Annotated in this window: 5 protein-coding genes; 3 read left to right on the top strand and 2 right to left on the bottom strand. The window is 66.9% G+C overall.

The annotated features are described in order from the left end of the window. The 3 genes from RAC97_RS23860 to RAC97_RS23870 all read left to right on the top strand — a co-directional run. Positions 1 to 6,979: amino acid adenylation domain-containing protein (locus RAC97_RS23860; RefSeq protein ID WP_375102097.1), on the top strand; the 6,979-nt coding region annotated here is incomplete at its 5' end. Next, entirely contained in the window at positions 6,976 to 10,131 is a 3,156-nt protein-coding gene (locus RAC97_RS23865; RefSeq protein WP_375102096.1) for an amino acid adenylation domain-containing protein, read from the top strand. The genes RAC97_RS23860 and RAC97_RS23865, both read left to right, overlap by 4 nt. 355 nt (positions 10,132 to 10,486) lie before the next feature. Next, a complete protein-coding gene (locus RAC97_RS23870; RefSeq protein WP_375102095.1) occupies positions 10,487 to 13,033 on the top strand; it encodes a TonB-dependent siderophore receptor in 2,547 nt (848 codons plus the stop codon). Positions 13,034 to 13,110: 77 nt separating this feature from the next. Here the strand turns inward: RAC97_RS23870 and RAC97_RS23875 are convergent, their stop codons facing one another. After that, positions 13,111 to 14,061 (bottom strand): alpha/beta hydrolase, encoded by a 951-nt coding sequence (locus RAC97_RS23875; protein WP_375102094.1) that lies wholly within the window; start codon positions 14,059 to 14,061, stop codon positions 13,111 to 13,113. 53 nt (positions 14,062 to 14,114) lie between these two features. After that, a partial coding sequence (locus tag RAC97_RS23880) for an amino acid adenylation domain-containing protein (protein WP_375102093.1) occupies positions 14,115 to 19,479 on the bottom strand: 5,365 nt, incomplete at its 5' end.

Below are 19,479 nucleotides of genomic sequence, written 5' to 3' on the forward strand. Positions count from 1 at the left end.
GCACCAGACCGTGCAAAGCCTGGCCCGCGTGGCCGTGCTCGGCGCAGCACCGGTGCTGATCGACCAAGGCCCGGTCAGCGGCGAAACCGCGCTGCTGCCATTCCAACACTGGTTCTTCGAAACCCTGCACACCAACCACCACCACTGGAACCAGTCGGTGCTCCTGGCCCCACGCGAAACGCTGGACGCCGAGACCCTGGAGTGTGCCTTGCGTACCCTGGTGGAGCACCACGATGCCCTGCGCCTGCGCTTCGACAAGGGCCGTGCACGTTTCGCCAGCGCCGAAGGCTCGCCGTTGTTGAGGCAGGCGTCGGTGGCCGACGATGGACAACTGCAAGCCGCCGCCGACGATACCCAACGTAGCCTCGACCTGGCCCAAGGCCCGCTGCTGCGCGCCTTGCTGGCCACCCAGGCCGATGGCCGCCAACGCCTGCTGCTGGTGGTCCACCACCTGGCAGTCGATGGCGTGTCGTGGCGCATCTTGCTCGAAGACCTGCAAACCGCCTACCGTCAGCAGCGCCTGCCGGCCAAGACCCACTCGGTCAAGGCCTGGGCCGAACAGCTGCAAGCCGATGCCCAGGGCCCGGCCCTGGAAGGCCAGTTGGCTTATTGGCAGGCCCAGGCGGTCGAGGCTGGGCTGCCTTGCGCCGCGCCCACGCAACCAATGCTCAGCCGTGACGCCCACAGTGTGCAGACCCGTCTGGGCGCCCAGCTCACCCGTCGCCTGTTGCAAGAAGCGCCCGCCGCTTATCGCACCCAAGTCAACGACCTGCTGCTGACCGCCCTGGCGCGGGTCATCACCCGCTGGAGCGGCCAGCCGTCGGTGGCCGTGCTGATGGAAGGCCACGGCCGCGAAGCCCTGTCGCGCGAACTCGACCTGACCCGCAGCGTCGGCTGGTTCACCAGCTTCTACCCGGTCAAGCTGACCCCGGCCCAGGGCCTGGGCGAATCGATCAAGGGCATCAAGGAGCAACTGCGCGCCGTGCCGGACAAAGGCCTGGGCTATGGCGCGCTGCGCTACCTGGGCACCCCGCAGGTCCGCCAGGCCCTGGCCGCCCAGGCGCCTGCACGTATCACCTTCAACTATCTGGGCCAACTCGATGGCAGCTTCGACCAGCCCGAGGCGTTGTTCGTACCTGTCGGCCAGTCGCGCGGCCAGGAGCAGGCCGACGATGCCCCGCTGGGCAACTGGCTGACCCTCAACGGCCAGGTCTACGGCGGCGAGTTGCTGGTGGACTGGCAGTTCAGCACCGAACTGTTCGACAGCGCCACGGTGCAAGCCTTGGCCGACGCCTACGAGCAAGCCTTGGGCGAGCTGGTCGAGCACTGTGCCGATGCCGCTGCACTGACCCCCTCCGACGTACCGCTGGCCGGTCTCGACCAAGCAGAGCTCGACCGCCTGGGCCTGGACCTGCGCAATGTGCAAGACCTTTACCCCTTGTCGCCGATGCAGCAGGGCATGCTGTTCCACAGCCTCTACCAGCCGGGTGACGGCGCCTATATCAACCAGCTCTCGGTCTCGGTCGAAGGCCTGGAGCCTGAGCGCTTGCGTGCTGCCTGGCAGGCCACGGTCGATGCGCACGACGTGCTGCGCAGCGCCTTCCTGGAAGGCGGTCGCCCGCTGCAAGTGGTGTATCGCACCCGCGAGCTGCCGTTCACCGTGGAAGACTGGCGCGGCCGCGCCGACCAGGCCGAGGCCGTGGTGAGCAGGGCCGCTGAGTTGCGCAGCGCCGGTTTCGCCCTCGACCGCGCACCCTTGCTGAACCTGTGCCTGCTGCGCCTGGACGAGCAGCGCTACCAGATGATCTACACCGTCCATCACCTGCTGGTGGACGGTTGGAGCAACGCCCACTTGCTGGCTGAGGTGCTGCAGCGCTATGGCAGCGGCGAGGTGTCGCCCCCCGCAGGCCGCTACCGCGACTACATCGCCTGGCTGGCCGAACAGGATGCCAACGCCACCGAGCAGTTCTGGAAAGCCCAGTTGCACCATCTGGACGCCCCGACCCGCCTGGCCGCCGCGTTGCCTGCCCCGGCTGCCGGGCAAACCGGGCATGGCGAGCACGGCCGCCAGCTCGATAGCCAGCAGAGCCAACGCCTGAAAGCCTTCGCCAGCCAGCACAAGGTCACCCTCAACACCCTGCTGCAAGCCGCCTGGGCCTTGTTGCTGCAACGCTACACTGGCCAGCCGGGCGTGGTTTTCGGGGCCACGGTATCGGGGCGCTCGGCGCCATTGCCGGGGATCGAGGCGCAGGTGGGGCTGTTCATCAACACCTTGCCGGTGATCGTCAGCCCGCGCGCCGAACAGTCGCCCGGGCAGTTCCTCGCGCAACTGCAAGCCCACAACGTGGTAGTGCGTGAACACGAGCACACGCCTCTGTTCGATATCCAGCGCTGGGCCGGGCAGGGCGGTGATGGTCTGTTCGATACCTTGCTGGTGTTCGAGAACTACCCGGTAGCCGAAGCGCTGCAACAGGGTTCGCCAGAGGGCCTGCGCTTCGGTGCGGTGCACACGCGTGAGCAGACCAGCGTGCCGCTGACCTTGCTGGTGGGCGTGGAAGACAACCTCAGCCTGCTGTTCCAGTTCGATCGCCAGCACTTCACCGGCCAGCAGGTCGAGCGCATCGGCACGCACCTGCTGCAACTGTTGCAGGGCCTGCTTGCATCGCCCGCCGCACTGGGCGAACTGGCGCTGCTCGGCAACCAAGAGCGCCAGCGCATGCTCGGCGACTGGAACGCCAGCGCCGTGCCGTCGGTGCCAGCTCGCTGCATCCACGAGCTGATCGCCGCCCAGGTGCTGGCCGACCCCGAGCACCTGGCACTGATCGATGGCACGCGCCAACTGAGCTACCGCGCGCTGGACCTGCGTGCCAACCGCCTGGCCCACCAGTTGGTGAACCTGGGCATCGGCCCGGAAGTGCGCGTGGGCATCGCCCTGCAACGCTCCAGCGAGCTGCTGGTGGCGCTGCTCGCCGTGCTCAAGGCCGGCGGCGCCTATGTGCCGCTGGACCCGGACTACCCGGCCGAGCGCCTGGCCTACATGCTCGACGACAGCCGCGCCCAGGTGCTGATCACGCAGGACTCGGTACTCGAAGGCCTGACCCCGGCGGCGGGTACCCATGTGGTGCTGGTGCAGTCGGGCGATGCCTGGCTGGCCGGCTACTCCGACAGCGCGCCGGACGTAGCCGTGACCCCGGACAATCTGGCCTATGTGATCTATACCTCCGGTTCCACCGGCCAGCCCAAGGGCGTCGCCATCACCCACCGCAACGTCCAGGCGCTGGTGGACTGGTCGCAACAGGCCTTTAGCCGCGACGACCTGCAAGGCGTGCTGGCCTCGACCTCGGTGTGCTTCGACCTGTCGGTGTGGGAACTCTTCGTCACCCTGGCCAGCGGCGGCTACGTCGTGCTGGCGCGCAATGCCCTGGCGTTGCCGGAGTTGCCGGCCCGCGACCGGGTGCGCCTGGTCAACAGCGTGCCTTCGGCCCTGGCCGCGCTGCTGCGTGCCGGCCAGGTACCGGCCAGCGTGCGCATCGTCAACCTGGCCGGCGAGCCGCTCAAGCAAGGCTTGGTGGATGCGCTGTATGGGTTGCCGGGTGTCGAGCAGGTCAACGACCTGTATGGCCCCTCGGAGGACACCACCTATTCCACCTGGACTCGCCGCGAGGCAGGCGGCAAGGCCAGTATCGGACGGCCATTGCCGGGCACCGGCAGCTACCTGCTGGGCGCCGACCTGCAGCCGGCACCGCTGGGCGTGGGCGCAGAGCTTTACCTGTCCGGCGCGGGCCTGACCCGTGGCTACCTGGGTCGTCCGGCCCTGACGGCCGAGCGCTTCGTGCCCAACCCGTTCGGCACGGCGGGCGAGCGCCTATACCGCACCAGCGACCTGACCCGCTACCGCGAGGACGGTGTGATCGAGTACCTGGGGCGTATCGACCACCAGGTGAAGATCCGCGGTTTCCGCGTCGAGCTGGGCGAAATCGAGGCCCGCCTGCTGGCGCTGCCGCAGGTGCGCGAGGCGGCGGTGCTGGCGCTCGAGCTGCAGGGCGGCCCGCAGTTGGTGGCCTATGTCGCGACCCAGGATCACCCCCAAGCCGCTGCCGAGCAGGCGACTCTGCGCACAGCGCTCAGGGCGCGCCTGGCCGAGCAGCTGCCGGGCTACATGGTGCCGAGCTTCGTGGTGTTGCTTACCGGCCTGCCGCTGACCCCCAACGGCAAGCTCGACCGCAAGGCGCTGCCGCTGCCGGATGCGCAGCCGCAGGGCGCACCGGTACGCACACCGCAGAGCACATTCGAACGGCAGGTCGCGGCGGTCTGGCAGCAGGTGCTGGACGTCGAGCAGGTTGGCCTGGATGACCAGTTCTTCGAGCTGGGCGGCCATTCGCTGCTCGCCACGCAGGTGGTGGCTCGCCTGCAAGACGTGCTGGCGATGCCGGTGAGCCTGCGCGACCTGTTCGAGCATCCGCGCCTGGCCGCGTTCATCGAACACCTGCAAGGGCCTGGCGCGCCAGCGCAGCCCCAGGTGCCTGCGTTGCTGGCAGCGGGTGAGGGCGCACCGGCGGTGCTGTCCCTGGCCCAGCGTCGGCTGTGGGTAGTCGAACAGCTTTCCGGCGGCAGCGGTGCCTATGGCATGCCGCTGGCCCTGCGCCTTAAGGGTGAATTGCAGGTGCCGCTGCTGCGCGAAGCCCTGGCTGAGGTGTTGCGTCGTCACCAGGTGCTGCGCACGGCCTATGTGGCCGACGACGAAGGCGACCCGCTGGCCGTGGTATCGGCCTCGGTGAGCATGGACCTGCCGCTGCTGGACCTGTCGGGCCTGGGCCGTGCCGAGCAGGAAACCCAGGTGGCGAAGGCCGTGCTGGAAAATGCCAGCACACCGATCAGCCTGTCGGACGCCCCCTTGCTGCGTGGCCGCGTGCTGCGCCTGGCCGACCGCGAGCATGTGGTGCTGTACGCCATGCACCACATCATTTCCGATGGCTGGTCGATGTCGCTGCTGGTCAACGAGCTGGTCGAACTCTACAGCCAGTTGCAGGCCGGCCAGGCGCCGCACCTCGCACCGCTGCCCCTGCAATACAGCGACTATGCCCGCTGGCAGCAGGCACTGGAGCACAGTGGTGTGCTGGCTGCCCAGGGCGACTACTGGCGCCAGGCCCTGGCCGGCACGCCGGGTGTGCTGGCGCTGCCCACCGACCAGCCACGCGCCACCCGTGCCTCGAATGCCGGTGCCCAATTGCAGCTGCAACTGAGCGCCGAGCAAGTGCAAGGTCTCAAGGCCTTGGCCGGGCAGGCAGGCACCACGCTCTACAGCGTGCTGCTGGCGGCCTTCCAGGTGCTGTTGCACCGCGTCAGCCACAGTGCCGACCTGGTGGTTGGCGCCGACGTCGCCGGGCGCCAGCGTCCGGAGCTCGAGCGCCTGATCGGCTTCTTCGTCAACATCCTGCCGCTGCGTTCGCGCTATAGCGCACAACGGCGCTTCGGCGAGCACCTGGCCGCCACTCGCGACACCGCGTTGAGCGCCTTCGAACAGCAGGACCTGCCCTTCGACATGATCGTCGAAGCCTCCGGCGTCGCCCGCCAGCGCGGGGTGAACCCCTTGGTGCAGGTGCTGTTCGTGATGAACAACCTGCCGGTGCGCGACAGCAGCCTCGATGCCCTCAAGGTCGAGGTGCTGCCGGCGGCCACCTGCTACTCGAAATTCGACATGGCCCTGTTCCTCGACCCAGACGGCGATGGCCTGCGCGGCACCTGGCAGTACGCCAGCGAGCTGTTCGACGCCGAGCGCATCCGCGCCCTGGCCATGGATTGGACACACATTCTGGAGCAGATCCTGCGCGAGCCGGATATCAGACTAGGAGACCTCAAGATGACCTCGGACACCGCCGTCGCGGCCGCGCCGGCCGCAGCCAGCCCCAAGGCCGACAAACTCGGCAAGTTCCTGAAGAAGCCCAAGGCGGCCGAGCCCAAGGCCGCCGTCGCCGTGCGCGAGTCGCTGCTTGCCGCGCCCCAGGTGTTCCCGCTGCTGGTCGAACCGAACGACCCGGGGCTGGACCTGGTGGCCTGGGTCCAGGACAACCGTCCATGGCTCGAAGAAAAGCTCTCGCGTCACGCCGGGCTGCTGTTCCGCGGTTTCGCCATGCATGACATCCACGCCTTCGAAGCCTTCGCAGAGGCGGTTCAGCCGGGGCTGTACGGCAAATACGGCGACCTGCCGAAGAAAGAGGGCGGCAAGAACACCTACCGCTCGACGCCGTACCCCGAGAACAAGATGATCCTGTTCCATAACGAGAGCTCGCACCAGGACACCTGGCCGCGCAAGCAGCTGTTCTTCTGCGAGCAGCCCTCGCCTGTAGGCGGTGCCACGCCGGTGGTGGACTGCCGGCAGATGTACCTGCGCCTGCCCGAGGCACTGCGCGAGAAGTTCGAAAGCAAAGGCCTGCTGTACGTGCGTACCTTCGCCACCAACCTGGATGTGTCCTGGCGGCACTTCTTCAAGACCGACGACCGTGCCGAGGTCGAGGCTCGCTGCCGGGCGGCGGGTATCCAGTGGACCTGGTTCGATAACGACGAGCTGCAGATCCGCACGCCGTGCCCGGCGATCATTCGCCACCCGGTCACCGGCGAGAAGACCTTCTTCAACCAGGTGCAGTTGCACCATATCCACTGCCTGGATGCGGATGTGCGCGAGGACCTGCTGGCGCTGTTCGGCATCGAGCGCATGCCGCGTCACGTGTACTACGGCGATGGCACGCCGATCGAGGACCAGACCATGGCGCTGATCGGCGAATTGTACGAGGCCTGCGCGGTGCGCTTCGACTGGCGCAAGGGCGATGTGATCCTGCTCGACAACATGCTTGCCGCTCACGCCCGCGACCCGTTCGAGGGCCCGCGCAAGATCTGCGTGGCCATGGGCGAGATGATCGAGCGCCGTACCCTGGAGGCGGCGCAACGCCCCGCAACCCTGACCCAAGAGGCTGATGCATGAGCGATATCGACCTGCAACAACACGGCGCCGGCCTGGCCCTGCTGGCTGAGCAACAGCATTGGAGCAACCAGGCCCAGGGTGTGCAGCCGGCCCATGTGCTGCACGTGCGCATCGATGGCGAACTGGACCTGGCGGCGCTGCACGCGGCGTTGGACGACCTGGCTGTGCGCCAGCAGGTGCTCACCAGCGCCATCGGCGCGGTGCCCGGCTACCATGGCCTGCGCCAGTTCCCAGGCGTGCGCCCGACGCAAGTGGCGGTGACCGTGCAGGAACCCGCGCAGGCCGAGCACGCGGCCTTCGAGCAGCGCGAGCTGTGGTTGCTACGTCCGCAGTCTCAGGGCCCGCGTTTCGAGGCCCTGCTGCAACGCCTGGACGGCGGGCAATGGCAGCTGACCTTGGCCGTGCCACGGGTGCTGGCCGATGTCGGCAGCCTGGGTCTGCTGTACGAGCAACTGTTGCAGGCCTACCGCCAAGGCCCCAGCGGCGCCGACGAGGAACTCGGCCAGTTCGCGCAGTACCTGGAATGGCGCGCCGAAGTGGTGCTGGATGAGGACGCAGGGCAGGCCGCGCAATATTGGCAGGCGCACCTTGAAAGCCAGGTGCAGGCCCTGCCGAACCTGCCGTATCGACGCAAGGACGGGCCCAGCGGCGTGGAGCAGGTAGACGCTTCACTCGCGGGTCCGTTGCGCCAAGGTCTTCAGGCGTTGGCCGAGCGCCATGGCGCCAGTGTCGAAACGGTCGCCCAGGCCGCGTGGTGGTTGCTGCTGGCCCGCTTGAGCGGGCGTTCCGCGTTCATTGCCGGTTGGCGCCACGACAGCCGCACGGACTATGACTTCTTCGACCAGACCCTGGGCCTGTACGAGAAGACCTTGCCACTGCACCTGGCCCTGGACCCGGCGATGCCATTCGAGCAGTGCCTGACCACCCTGGCCGGAGTGCTCGAACAACACCGCACGTGGCAGGAATACTTCAGTGCCGAGGGGCGCAGCACGCTGCCACGCCACGGCTTTGCCGTGCGCCGCCTACCGCGGGCAGCCCAGGCCAAGGGCGCGCAGTGGTCGGCCAGCGCAGCGCCGAGCCTGGCGCCGGGCCTGGAGCTGGGCTTGCAGGTTGGCCTGGGCCATGACGCAGCGATCGAGCGCCTGAGCCTGGCCTACGACAGCCGCCACTACAGTGCCCAGGCCATGGCTGGTTTGCTGGAGCAGTATCAGGTGCTGTTGGAGGGGATCGTCGCAGCCCCCTCAACGGCGGCGTTCGAGCTGCCGTTGCTGGGTGAGGCGGAGCGTGCGCGCCTGTTGGCCTTCAACCCCACTGGCGAAGCCCTCGACCCACGCCTGACCCTGCCCCAACGCATCACCGAGTGGGCCTCGGTAACCCCGGACGCACCCGCTCTGGTTACTGGCGACGAAACCCTGAGCTACGCCGTGCTCGAGCAGCGCGTGCAGCACCTGGCGGCAGCCATGGCGCGCAATGGCGTGGGCCATGGCCAATGTGTAGCGCTGGCACTGCCGCGCTCTGCGCACTGGCTGGTGGCCGCACTGGCCAGTTGGCGCCTGGGGGCGGCCTGGTTGCCACTGGACCCGACCTGGCCGGTCGCGCGCCTGGCCTTGCTGGTAGAGCAGGCGGGCGCTACCTTGCTGGTGGTCGAGCAGGTGTTGGACGTCGAGGTCGCGCAGCTGGATGTGCATAGCGTCGGCGCCGGGGCGTTGGTAGTGGGCGAGCCTCCGGTGATCGCTGCCCAGGACCTCGCCTATGTGCTGTTCACCTCCGGCTCCACCGGCACGCCCAAGGCCGTCGCGGTCGAGCACGGCGCGCTGTTCAACTACGTGGCGTCGGCCAGTGCCGCGCTGGGGCTGGACACCTGCCGCCGGTTCGCCTTCAGCACCAGTGTGGTCGCCGACCTGGGCCACACCACGCTGTTCGGTGCCTTGTACAACGGCGCGGCGCTGCATCTGGCGGATGATGCCACCGTGCAGGATGGCCAGGCCTTCGCCCAGTTCATCGAGGGACAAGCCATCGACTGCCTGAAGATCGTGCCGTCGCACCTGGCAGCCCTGCTGGACACCCAGGCGCCGGCATTGCCGGCGACCCTTGTGCTCGGTGGTGAAGCGGTGGCTCCGGCACTGGTCGAGCGCATTCTGGCCATTCGTGCGGACCTTCGTCTGTTCAACCACTATGGCCCGAGCGAGGCCACGGTCGGTGTGCTGGTGCACCCGGTCACCAGCACCGACCTGAACGACGCGGCCGTCCCTTTGACCCAGGTGCTGGCCAATAACCAGGTGCTGGTGCTCGATGCCCGGGGCAACCTGGTAGCCAGCGGCGAGTTGGGCGAGCTGTACATCGCCGGTCGGCAATTGGCCCGTGGTTACCTCAACGCCCCGCAGCAGCAGGCCGAAGCCTTTATCGAGCACCCGCTGCTGGCAGGGGCGCGCCTGTATCGTACAGGCGACCTGGCGCGCTACCGCCCCGAGGGCGGCATCGTGCTGCAAGGACGTGCCGACCAGCAGGTCAAGCTGCGCGGTTTTCGCGTGGAACTGGCCGAGATCGAGGCCCAGTTGGCGGCGCTCGAGCAGGTCAGCGAAGCCGCAGCGGTGCTCGATGGGCAGCATGAGCCGCTGGCTTTCGTCACGGCCATCGGCGAGCCGGGGGAGGGTTGGGCCAGTGCGCTCAAGACCCAGCTCGAACAACGCCTGCCTGCCGTAATGGTGCCGCGCCACGTGCAGGCCTTGGCACGCATGCCACGCCTGGGTAACGGCAAGATCGACCGCAAGGCCCTGGCCAGCCTGGGCCTGGGTGCCGTGCAGCAGGCCTATGTCGCACCGCGTGATGCCTTGGAGCAAGTGTTGGCCGGGCGCATGGCGCAGTTGCTGGGCAGTGAACGCCTGAGTGTCGAGCAAGACTTCTTCGCCGCTGGCGGTCATTCGCTGCTGGTGATCAAGCTGGTGGCCGGCATCCGCAAGCTGTTGCAGTGCGAGGTTCACCCGGGTGTGGTGTTCGACAACCCCAGCCCCGCAGCGCTGGCCCAGGCATTGCGTTTGCAAGAGGCGGCACCGGGGCAACTGGAGAAGCTCGCCCAGGCCCGCCTGCGGCTGGACGCCATGAGCCCGGAAGACAAGGCCCGCCTGCTGGAGAAAGCCCGCCAGCCGGGGTGAAGTCCCTCGAGGACAATGGGAACCTGTAGGAGCGCGCTTGCCTGCGAGGACGCCGCGCGGAGAGTGGCCAGGGCTTTGCCCTGGTTCGCGGGCAAGCTCTACAGGGGGCTGTGGTGCCTACCCGGACCAAGTCCTAAGCGACATGCATCCCCCCGGCCAATACTTTTTACAGCGATAGCTAATTTCATTCTCATTCACTTCGTCTAGTGATCGAGTCCTTCCGTTCTGCCGTCGCGTCACCTCGGCGCAGGCGTTCGCGAACGTACTCGAAGCATGGTTTCTCCTCCTATTCAGTTGCCCCCAAGAGGCGACGGTTTCCAACACCTAGAACGCACCACGGGAGTGATTCGACGAAATGAAATGTGTACAACACGCATCGATGGGGCTTTGGCCGTGGCAAAAGGACAAGCTGCGCAGCTGCACATCGATCATCGTGCTGGGCCTGGCATTGGGCATGGGGAGCGTTGCCCAAGCGCAGGAGGCGCGGGTGAACATCCCGGCCATGCCATTGAGCGAAGCACTGACCCAGCTGGGTCACCAGACCGGCCTGCAGTTCCTGTTCGAACCGGGCCTGGTCAGCGGCAAGCGTTCCGCACCGGTCTCCGGCTCCATGGAACCGAGTGCTGCGCTGGACACCCTGCTCAGGGACGCCAACCTGACCTACCGCATCGACAACGGCACGGTGATCCTCAGCAGCCCAAAGGCGTCCACTCCTGGGGCGGCACTGGAGCTGGGCGCAACTAGCGTCGTCGGCCAGGGGATGGGCGAGGCCACCGAGAACTCCGGCTCCTATACCACCGGCTTCGTCTCGGTCGGCTCCAAGACCCCGGTCAGCCTCAAGGACACGCCGCAGAGCGTGTCGATCATCAGCCAGAAGCTGATCGAGGACACCCGCAGTACCAGCCTGCAGGATGCGATGCGACGCACCCCAGGCGTCACCCTGCGCAACGTCAACTACAACACCCAGGCCTTCTATTCCCGCGGTTTCGGCATCGACAACCTGCAAATCGATGGCGCGGCACCGATGGATATCGGTACCGGAGTGGGCACCTTCTACAGCGATCGCAAGTACGACCTGGCCGCCTACGACCACGTCGAGATCCTGCGCGGCGCCAGCGGCCTGCTGGGCGGCACCGGCGACCCGGGTGGCATCGTCAACCTGGTGCGCAAGCGACCGCTGGACCACTACCAGCTCAAGCTCAACACCTCGGCTGGTTCCTGGGACAACTACCGTAGCGAAGTCGACCTGACCGGCCCGCTGGCCTTCGATGGCAAGCTGCGTGGGCGCATGGTGGCGGCCTACACCGACCGCCAGTACTTCATGGACGTGCGCGCCACCGAGCGGCCATTCCTGTATGGCATCCTCGAAGCGGATATCACCGACGACACCATGCTGACCTTTGGTGGCAGCTTCGACAAGAACAAGGAAACCGGTACCGGCGACGGCTTGCCACGCTATGCCGGCGGCGGTGACGTGGGTTTGCCACGGCATACCTGGTTCACCACCACCCAGGCGTGGGCCGATAGCTACACGCGCGAGTGGTTCGCCAAGCTCGACCACTATTTCAACGAAGACTGGAAGCTCAACACTTCCTATACCTACTCCTACAACACCGTCACCACCGAAGGGATCATCCCCTACGGCTGGGTCGACGAGTACACCAACAATGGGCCGTACTGGTGGGGCAGCTACGTCAACAGCTTCAGCAAGCAGGACGTGTTCGACGTCAACCTGTCGGGTAAATTCGACGCCTTCGGACGCCGTCACGAGCTGCTGGTCGGTGCCGATCACCAGAAGGTCACCAGCCGCTGGCGCTCGGCCCAGGGCATGCTCGGCAAGGGCGGCCTGATCGACCTGTGGGACCCAAGCTCCACACCGCTCAACGGCGATGCCTCGAACCACAACTTCTCGCGCGACTACTCGCCCAATGCCCGCGAGCAATACGGCCTGTACTCGACCCTGCGCCTGCAGCTCACCGACCCGCTCAAGCTGGTGGTCGGTGCTCGGGCCCAGCGCTACAAGTTCGAGCAAGGCTATTCCATGACCACCAACCCTAATGGGACCGGTGCGTGGATCGAGCAGCCGGGCGTTTCCGATCGTGTGTCGACCAAGCTGGTGCCATACGGTGGTTTGATCTACGCCCTGAACGACGAGTGGTCCACCTACGTCAGCTATGCGGAGGTCTTCAAGCCGCAGTCGCAGAGGTTCAAGGGACCGCAGGACTCTCGGGTTTCGATCGAGCCGATGGAAGGCAAGAACTACGAGACCGGTATCAAGGGTGAACTGTTCGGCGGGCGCATGAACGTCAGCGCCGCGCTGTTCTACACCAAGCGCGAGAACCAGGCGGTGACCGACCCTCGCTACCCGAGTCCTCCGTTCAGTTACAGCGGTTCGTGCTGCTTCCTGGCGCAGGACAAGGTGATCAGCAAGGGTATCGACCTGGAAGCGACCGGCGAGATCATGCCGGGCTGGGAAGTAATGGCGGGCTACACCTTCAACCTGGTGGAGAACGACACCGAAGAGACGGTCTACAGCAGCATCACGCCCAAGCACCTGTTCAAACTCTGGACCATGTATACCCTGCCAGGTGCCTTCTCCGACCTGCGCGTGGGCGGTGGCGTGACCGCGCAGAGCGCGGCCTATGTGAACGGCGAGGCTTATCGCACCGACCCGAACACGGGGGCCGTGCTTGACACCAGCCAGTTCAAGTTCTCCCAGGGCGGCTATGCGGTGTATGACGCCATGGTCGAGTACAAAGTGGACGACCACTGGACGGTTGCGGTCAACGGCAACAACCTGTTCGACCGCCGCTACTACTCCACTGTGAACAACACCGAGTACGGCAACTACTACGGTGAGCCTCGCAACTTCATGCTGACCCTGCGCGGTACCTTCGACTAAACCTCAATTGCCGCTTTGCGGCCCATCGCGGGCAAGCCCGCGATGGGCCGCAAAGCGGCCCTTTTGGTTTGAAGCCCTCAGTTGTAATCGCCCAGCCACTGCTCCAACGCCTGGTAGATCCCCTCCACCTGTCCGCTGATCCCCGACATGCGCAAAAAGTCATGGGTCAACCCGGCCTGCACCACCAAGGTCACCTGCGTACCCCCTTGCTCCAGTGCCTGGGCGTAGGCGATGCCTTCGTCATGCAGCGGGTCGTAGCCGGCCACGCTGACATAGGCCGGAGCCAGCGCCAATGCAGGCGCGGCCAGCGGCGAGACGCGCCAGTCGCCGCGCTGCGCGGGTGGGCAATAGTGGTCGTAGAACCAGTCCAGGGTCGCGGTCTCCAGCAGGTAGCCCTCGGCAAATCGCTGGTGCGAAGGACGGTGCTGGCGGATATCGGTGACCGGGTAGAACAGCACCTGCGCCAGCGGCTTGAAGGCCAGCTGTGGCTGGCTGCCAGTCGCTGCGATGGCCAGCACTGTCGCCAGGGTAGCGCCGACGCTGTCGCCAGCCAGCACCAGGCGCTGGCTGTCCAGGCCAAGTGCGTTGGCCTGTTCGGCGAAGGCGTTGGCGGCATCCAGCGCATCGTTCAGCGCCGTCGGGAACGGCGCTTCTGGCGCCAGCCGATAGGCAGGGGCGAACACGGCGAAGCGTCCGCTGGCGGCCAGTCGACGGCAGATGGAGTCGTGCGAGTCCAGGCTGCCGACGACATAGCCGCCGCCATGCAGGTACAGCAGGGCAGGGGCGCGTTCGGCAAGCTGCGGATGGCGGTAGAGCCGGGCATCCAGGCGGTGGCCATCGCGGGCCGTCACCTGCATGGCCTGTACTTGCACACCGGTGGGAGGCGAGGGGTCGAGCACGGCCGAGGTGGCTTCGAATTCGGCGCGGGCCTGGGCCACGCCCAGTTCGTGCATGGGCTTGCTCTTGCCGCTCAGCCGACCGAATTCGGCCAGCTCCAGGAATGCTTCGAGATCGGGGTCCAGGGACATGGGAGGTTCCTTGTGGCATTGGCGAGGGCCGCCCGCCTGGGCGGCCCTGTTGTTCAGGGCGTGACCGCTTCGGCGAGCGGCAGGTGGTGCAGCAGGCCTTCGAGCAACGCAGGGTGGCGCAGGATCGCGTAATGGTCGGCATCGATCGGGACATGCTGCACGCAGCGGTCAAATGCCGGGCCTGATACATCAGGCGTCTCGCCGGCCCACCAGCAGTGGCTGCCCGCCATGCTTTGCGGCATGCCGGACAGCTTCAGCGACAGGGCCTTGAGCTTCATTCCGGTGCGCAATGTACGTGCCAGCTCGTCCGAGGCGATGTCACTCAGCACACCCTGGGTTGCGCCCAGCGCCTCGCGGGCCTGGTCGATGATCTGCTCGAGCCTGGCCAGGTCATCGGTGGCACTGACTGCCAGCCTTGGTACGGCAGCCAGGGGTACGTCCAGCACCACCGACAACAACCCGCGCAAGTCGTCCGAGCAGTCGTCCACGGGCACGGTATCGGGTGCCTGGGCCTGGGGCACGAAGCTGTCGATCAGCGCCGCGAAGGCCACCCGTTGCCCCTGCTGTTGCAGCTCCTGGGCAATCAGCGAGACCAGAGGTCCGCCGAGCGACCAGCCCAGCAGGTGGTAAGGCCCTTGCGGCTGCTTCTGGCGGATGTACTGGGCATAGTCCAACGCCATGGCGTGCAGCGATTCGTCGTTCCAGGTGTCATCGAGCAACATGCGGCATTGCAGGCCGTAGACGCTGCAACGGCCCTCCAGGCGCCGAGCCAGTGCGTCGTAGTCGAACACCGTGCCGAAGCCTGCATGCACGCAGAACAGCGCAGCGCCCTCGGCCAGCACGGTGTTGAGCGGCACCAGCGGGTCGAGGCTGCGCTGCTCGGGAGCATGGCCGGACAGCTCGGCGATGGTCGGCTTGCCCATCAGGTCGCGCAGCTTCAGTTGCAGGCCCAGTTCAGGCATGCCGCGCACCTTGGACAACACCTTGAGCACCCGCAGCGAATCGCCGCCCAGTTCGAAGAAGTTGTCGGTCACGCCTACCCGGTCGACCTCCAGCACTTCCTGCCAGATCCCCGCCAACGCGGCCTCCAAGGCGCTGCGTGGGGCGATGAATTCACGGCCCTTGAAGTCCGGGGCAGGCAGGGCCTGGCGGTCGATCTTGCCATTGGGGTTGAGCGGCAGGCGCGGCAGCACCAGTACCTGGGCCGGCACCATGTAGTCCGGCAGCTCACCTTGCAAAGCAGTGCGCAGGGTTGCCCCGAGGTTTTCATCGGCGGCGGCGACATAGCCGATCAACTGCTTGCCGACAGCGCTTTCGCGTGCCACCACCACCGCGTCCTGCACGCCTGGCAGGTCGCGCAGCCGGGCTTCGATTTCGCCCAGTTCGATACGGAAGCCGCGAATCTTCACCTGGTTGTCGAGGCGCCCCAGATAGTCGAAGACGCCGTCCTCGCGCTGCCTGACAAGGTCGCCGGTGCGGTAGAGGCGCCCGCCATCGCTGAATGGGTCGGCGACGAAACGTTCGGCGCTCAGCCCTGGGCGCTGGTGGTAACCGCGCGCCAGGCCCTGGCCGCCGATATACAGCTCACCGGCAACGCCCGGCGGCAGCGGGTTGAGGGCGTCGTCGAGCACATACAGGGTGCGCTCGCCGACCCGCGTGCCGATCGGTGCATACACCGCGTCGCAGGCCCCCTCGGCTGCGATTTTCCACAGCAGGGGGGTGACCACCGTCTCGGTGGGGCCGTAGCCGTTGGTCAGCCATTGCGGGCGCAACGCCTGCTTGACCAATTCGAAGTTGGCCTCGGCCACTGCATCGCCACCGAAGCAGTAGATCGACACCGCTGGTGGCGCCTGTTCCTGGGTCTGGGCGAACTCGGCGAGCTGTTGCAGGTACGCCGGCGGGAAGCATGCCACGCTGATGGCATGCCGGTGCAAGGCGTGCCAGGTCTGTTCCGGGGTCCACAGCTGGTTGTCGCGCAGCACCAGTCGGCCACCGCACGACAGGGTGGTCAACCAGCGCTCCTGGGCACCGTCGAAGGCGAATGACATGAACAGCAACTCGCGCGTTTCCCGGCTCATGCCGTAGCGTTCGGCGATGGCCGCGCAATGCATGCGGATCGGCTCGTTGGCCACCGCCACGCCCTTGGGCTTGCCGGTGGAGCCGGAGGTGTAGATCAGGTAGGCAAGGTTGTCGCCCAGCGCGCGCTGCGGCGGGCAGTCGGCTGGCAGGTCGTGCAGGGGCAGGGTGTCGAGCAGTACCTGCGGTGCAGCGCCTGGCCAGTCGAAGCGTGCTTGCAGGCTGGCCTGGGTGATCATCAGGGCCATGCCGGAATCTTCGACGATCCACTTCAGGCGGTCTTGCGGGTAGTCGATGTCCAGCGGCACGTAGGCGGCACCGGCCTTCATCACTGCATAGAAGGCCACGATCACCTGCACCGAGCGCTCCAGCGCCACGCCTACACGGCTTTCCGGCGCCACGCCCTGGCTGACCAGGTGGTTGGCCAGGCGGTTGGCCTGGGCTTCCAGCTCGGCCCAGGTCAGCTGGCGCTCGTTGCAGGTCACGGCGACGGCCTGCGGGCGTGCTTGGGCCTGCTGGCGCAGTTGCTCGACCAGCAACGGCGCGTGGCCGCTGGCCGGGCGTAGGGCGTTGTCCAGACGCAGGCGTCGGCCTTGCGCGGCATCGAGCAGCGCCAGGTTGCCCAGCCGCGTATCGGGCTGTTCAAGCATTGCTTGCAGCAGCGTCTCGAAGCCGGCTTTGACCTGCGCCACGGCCACTTCGCTGAAGCGGTTTCGCAGGTACAGGAACTCGATCTTCAAGGTGTTGCCAAGGTTCACTGCCAGGTCCATGGCGAAGTTGGTGACATCGCGGTCCTGCACCTGGCCGAAGCGCAACTGGCCTTGTTCGGCCTGCTGCAAGCGCTCGTCCACCGGGTAGTTCTCGAACACGATGATGCTGTCGAACATGGCCTGGCCACCCAGGCCGGCCCAGCGCTGGATATCGGCCAGCGAGGCATGTTCGTAGTCGCGGATGTCCAGGTTGTTCGCCTGCAGTTGCATCAGCCAGTCCTGTAGCGACTGGGTGGGTTGTGGCTGCTGGATCACTGGCAACGTGTTGATGAACAGCCCGAGCATTTCGTTGGCACCCGGCAGGCTGGCCGGGCGACCGGCGACCGTGGCGCCGAAGCACACGCTGGCCTGGCCGGTGTAGCGCTGCAACAGCAGCAGCCAGGCGGCCTGGATCAAGGTGTTGGGAGTGACCCGCAGCGCACGTGCTTGCTCGCGCAACTGCGCGGTGTGTGCTGCGTCCCAGTCCAGGTAGAGCGCGGCGTGGCCTTCCAGGTTGGGGTCCGGGCGCGGGCCCAGGCTGCTGGCCAGGTGGGTGGGGCTGTCGAAGCTGCGCAGCTGTTCGCGCCAGAAGTGTTCCAGTGCGTCCTGTGGCTGGCGTGCAAGCCACTGGATGTAGTCGCGGTAGCGCCCGCCGCTGGCGGGTGCGGGGTGGCCGTGGTACGCCTGCAACACCTCGCCGAGCAGGCGCGAGTTGCTCCAGCCATCGACCAGGATGTGGTGGCCTGACCACAGCAGGTGCGCCCGTCGCTCGTCCAGGCGTACCAGGGTCAGGCGCATCAAAGGCGCGCGCAGCAGGTCGAAGCCCTGGGTGTAGTCCTGGGCGGCGAGCTGCGATAGGTCCGTTGCGGTCACTGCGCGATCGCGCCAGTCCAGCACGGTGAGTGGCATCGTCGCATGGCGCTGGACGACTTGCAGCGGCCCGGCCAGTTGGTTGTCGCTCCAGAACCCGGTGCGCAGGATGTCGTGGCGGGCGATCACCGCGTCCCACGCCGCGCGGAAGCGTTCAATCTCCAGACCTTCGACATCCACCGCCATCTGGTTGATGTACAGGCCCGCCTCGGCGGCTTCCAGGGTGTGGAACAGCATGCCTTGCTGCATGGGCGAGAGTGGGTAGAGGTCTTCGACCTGCGCGGCGGGGAGCGGCAAGGCGTGCAACTGCGCCTGGGTCACCTGTGCCAGGGGGAAGTCCGAGGGCGTGAAGCCTCGGTTGCCGGGGGCGCAGCAATGCTCCACTACAGCGTGCAGTTCGCGCAGGTAGTCATCGGCCAGGGCCTGAATGGTGGCGCTGTCGAACAGGGCGTCGCTGAACAGCCAGCTCAGGCTCAGTTCGCCGTCGTAGACCTGCCCGTTGAGGGTCAGCCAGTTGCCCAGGCGCGCATCAAGGCTTTGCTCCTCGCCACTGCCTTCTCCGGCGGGGGTGAACAAAGCGTCTTCGCTGGCGGCGAAACTGGTGTCGAACTGGCCCAGGTAGTTGAAGGTGATGCGCGGTTCAGGCAGGCCCTGCAAGCCTTGGCCCAGCTCGCGCAGCATGCCGTAGCCGACGCCCTTGGCGGGCACGGCGCGCAGCGTTTCCTTGATGCCGCGCAGGTTGGCGCCAAGGTCGTCCTGGGTGCCCAGGCGCAGCGGGAACAGGCTGGTGAACCAGCCGACGGTGCGGGTCAGGTCGAGTTCGTCGAACAGCGCCTCGCGGCCATGGCCCTCGAGCTGCACGGCGACTTCCGAGCGGCCAGTCCAGCGGGCGATGGTGCGGGCCAGGGCGGTCAGCAGCAGGTCGTTGATCTGTGTGCGGTAGGCCTGTGGTGCGTCTTGCAGCAGGCGCCGGGTAGTGGCGCGGTCCAGGCGCACTTGCAGGGCCTGGGCGTGTCGGTTGCTCAGGCTGCCCTCGGGGTGGTCGGCGGGCAGCTCGGTGACCAGGCCGTCGAGCTGGGCCTGCCAATAGGCCAGTTCCTCCTGCATCGAGGGGGTGGCGACCTGCTGCACCAGGCGCTCGGCCCAGGCCTTTACCGATGTGGTACGTGCCGGCAGGCGCGGGACCTGGCCGCTTGCGGCCTGGGTGTAGGCGGTTTGCAGGTCGTCGAACAGGATGCGCCACGACACGCCGTCGACCACCAGGTGGTGGATCACCAGCAGCAGGCGTTGGCTGTGGTCTTCAAGGGTGATGAGTACGGCGCGCAGCAGCGGGCCGCTGGCAAGGTCGAGGCTGCGTTGGGTCTGGTTGGCCAGCTCGCGCAGGTTGGCGAAGGTGGACGGGCGCTGCTCCAGTACGGGCGCAACAGGCGTGTCGAGAAAGCGTGCGGTCCAGCCGCCGGCCTGCTCGGTGAACACCAGGCGCAGGGCGTCGTGGTGTTGCACCAGGGATTGCAGGGCCTGGGTCAGGGCTGCTGCGTCAAGTGGGCGGCTGGGCTTGAGCAGCACCGACTGGTTCCAGTGGTGGCGTTGCTGGTCGATCTCGGCGAAGAAGCGGCGCTGGATCGGCAGCAGCGGTGTTTCACCGCTGGCGGGGGCGTGCTCCAGGAGGGGAGCGCTGTCGTCGAGGCGGGCGATAGGGGCCAGGTCGCGGATGGTCTGGTGT

This window comes from Pseudomonas sp. LS_2, from assembly GCF_042709235.1.
GTDB lineage: Bacteria > Pseudomonadota > Gammaproteobacteria > Pseudomonadales > Pseudomonadaceae > Aquipseudomonas.